Source organism: Streptomyces viridochromogenes DSM 40736 (genome assembly GCF_000158955.1).
Lineage (GTDB): Bacteria > Actinomycetota > Actinomycetes > Streptomycetales > Streptomycetaceae > Streptomyces > Streptomyces venetus.
In genome coordinates this window covers 8,224,045-8,227,175 of record NZ_GG657757.1, presented here as the reverse complement: position 1 = coordinate 8,227,175, position 3,131 = coordinate 8,224,045, and the positions used below count along the sequence as shown (strand labels likewise).

The following is a 3,131-nucleotide window of genomic DNA, read 5'->3' as shown; positions in this document are numbered from 1 at the left end:
CCGAAGAGGACAGCCAGGACAACCAGCAGACGCAGTCGGACAGTTGGCATGTCCACTACAGTCCGGCGATATCAGGACACCGTCAACACCCCTGACTCTGGAGTAAGTTCCCTCTCGGCCAGAGCGCACACCTCAGCCGCCGACCCTTCGTGTCACATTCAACAAGTACTCCTTCCTGTTCAGCGGGTTGTGGTCGGTGCGCGGACGCTCGGGGACCGTGCCGTGCGCGACGGGCGCGTAGTGAGCGAAGGCGCTCTCCAGCTCGCCCTCGCCCCGGGTGAGCCCCGGCAGCCGCTGTCCGAGGGCGTGCACCCGGGCCGCCGGCACCGTGCCCTCCAGGACGCAGGTGTCGTCCCGGTTCAGCGTGGTCTCGGGTACGGCCCCGAGCCCGGCCAGGACCGGCAGCAGGGCGCCGAGGGTGTCGGCCGGTGCCTCGACACGGAAGCGGTGCATCGGCTCGTGGACCCGGGTGCCGGCCTGCCGCAGCGCCGCCACCAGGACCAGCGGGGTCAGACCGCGGAAGTCGGCGCCGGTGCTCGACATGCTCTTGTCGAAGCCCTGGTGGGCGTGGCTCTGGCGGGGCCAGTAGCCCTTGTGGGTCATGGTGACCACGCAGTCGGGGACCTGCCAGCCGTGCAGTCCCTGGTCGAGGGTCGCGCGCACGGTGTCCTCGACGGCCTTGAAGAACGCGTACGGCATGGAGCCGAGCTCCACCTCCAGCCGGAAGACGACGCCCGAGCCGACGGGCGCGGCCTCGACGCGCAGGCCGACCGTCGCGAGGAACGGGTTCGCGTCCTTCTTGATGAACTCCACGGCCTGTCCGGTGCCGAGCAGCCGTTCGACGCAGAGCGGGGTGGTCTCGCGGAAGGTGACGTCGAGGCCGTACTCGTCGGCGAGGGTGGCCTGGACGACCTCCTTCTGCACCTCCCCGTACAGGGACACCGAGGTCTCCTGCCGCCGTTCGTCGTGACGCAGGCCGATCAGCGGGTCCTGTTCGGCGAGTTGCGTGAGCGCGAGGTGGAGTGCGCCCCGGTGCACGCCCGGGCCGGGCACGACGACCGTCTCCAGGGTGGGCGGGGCGAAGAAGTGCTCGTACGCCTTGCGGGGTTCACCGAGCGCGTCGCCGATCCTGATGTCGCCCAGACCCCACAGCCGGGCGATCTGCCCGGCGCGGACCGCTTCGCCGCGGGTGTCCGTGCCGTGGCCGAAGACGCTGACGGCGGTGACGCGGCCTTCGGCGCCGTCCGCCCCGAAGGGGACGCGGTCCCGGGTGCGCAGGGTGCCGGAGAACATCCGGGCGTAGGCGACCTTCTCCCCCGCCGGGCCCCGCTCGACCTTGAACACGGTGCCCGACACCGGCCCGTCCGCGTCCCCGCCGGCCGGCGGCAGCAGTTCCTCGATGCCGGTCAGCAGCGCGTCCACACCGGCGCCGGTGACGGCGGAGCCGAAGTAGACGGGGTGGACCAGGGCCTCGCGGGTCCGGGCGGCCAGGGAGGTGCGCAGCAGCGCGTCCGTGAGGGTGTGGTCGACGTACGCCGACAGCAGGGTGTCGTCGTGGTCGGCGAGGACGTCGAGGGCGGCGGCCGGGCCGGGGCCCGGGGTGCAGCGGGCCGCGATTGTGCCGAGGCCGGTGGCCGTTCCCATCGGCACGATCGCGGGGGTCAGCCTGGCCTGGATCGACCGCAGGACCGTCTCGTACCCCGCCCCACGCCGGTCGATCTTGTTGACGAACAGCAGGGTCGGGATGCGCAGCCGCTGGAGGGTCCGCATCAGCACACGGGTCTGCGCCTGCACTCCCTCGACGGCGGAGACGACGAGGACGGCACCGTCCAGCACACCGAGCACGCGCTCGACTTCGGCGATGAAGTCCGGGTGACCGGGGGTGTCGATGAGGTTGACCGTCACACCGCCGAGGGGGAACGAGACGACGGCGGACTTGATGGTGATGCCGCGCTGCCGTTCCAGCGCGAGGGTGTCGGTGCGGGTGTTCCCGTCGTCGACGCTGCCGATCTCGTCGATCACCCCGGCCGAATGGAGCAACCGCTCGGTCAGGCTGGTCTTACCGGCGTCGACATGGGCGAGAATCCCGAGGTTGAGCGAGTGCACGAAGCGTCATGTCCTTCGAGGAGAGGTCCGTTCCTGGCTGGGGGGACATGAACGGAGTGCGCATCTGTGCTCCTCGGGACTCTGGGACGTCTTCGTCCCGTGCAGTGCAGCAGACCCACCCGGTAGGCCACAACGGAATTAACCGCCGCCGGGGTACCCGGTGGGCCGCGTGGAAGGAGGCGGATCGTGCGTGACATCCTCCCGGTGCTCGGCCGCTGGTACGCGGCCCGTCACCCGTTCGGCCTCGCCACGGTCGTGGAGGTCAGCCGCAGCGCGCCGCGCGACCCGGGTGCGGCGATGGCCGTGGGTCCGGACGAGGAGGTCGTGGGCAGTGTGTCCGGTGGTTGTGTCGAGGGCGCGGTGTTCGAGCTGGCGCGGGACGTCGTGGCGAGCGGCGAGGCCCGGCTGGAGAGCTTCGGCTACAGCGACGAGGACGCCTTCGCCGTCGGGCTGACCTGCGGTGGCGAGATCACCCTGCTCGTGCGGCCCGTGTCGGCCGAGCTGGATCCCGCCTTCGGTGAGGTCGCCGCGTCGGTCGGCGCCGGAGAGCCGGTGACCGTGGCCACGGTGACCGGCGGTCCGGCACCGCGCGGGGCGACGCTCGCCGTCTGGCCGGACCGGGTCGCGGGCACGCTCGGCGCGAGCGGCCTGGACGCCGCCGTGACCGCCGACGCGCGCGGCGAGCTCGCCCTGGGCGCCACCGGCCTGCGGCACTACGGGCCCGAGGGGCAGCGCCGCGAGGACTCCGTCGGCGTGTTCCTCCAGTCCTTCGCGCCACCGCCGCGCATGCTGGTCTTCGGCGCGATCGACTACGCCGCGGCCGTGGCCCGCATCGGGGACTTCCTCGGCTACCGCGTCACCGTCTGCGACGCCCGCCCGGTCTTCGCCACGCCCCGGCGCTTCCCCGAGGGTGTCGAGGTGGTCGTGGAGTGGCCGCACCGCTATCTGCGCGGCACGGAGACCGACGAGCGCACGGGTGGGTCTGCGTCCTCACGCACGACCCCAAGTTCGACGTCCCGCTGCTC

1 protein-coding gene and 1 pseudogene are annotated in these 3,131 nt (G+C 72.1%); one reads left to right on the top strand and one right to left on the bottom strand.

Annotated elements, in window-relative coordinates:
• Positions 1-132: 132 nt before the first annotated feature.
• Entirely contained in the window at positions 133-2,106 is a 1,974-nt protein-coding gene (locus SSQG_RS36085; protein ID WP_003994940.1) for an elongation factor G, read from the bottom strand.
• Positions 2,107-2,292: 186 nt separating this feature from the next.
• On the opposite strand from SSQG_RS36085, the pseudogene SSQG_RS36080 reads away from it, so the two are divergent.
• Positions 2,293-3,131, top strand: a pseudogene (locus tag SSQG_RS36080) (XdhC family protein); the annotation flags it as partial.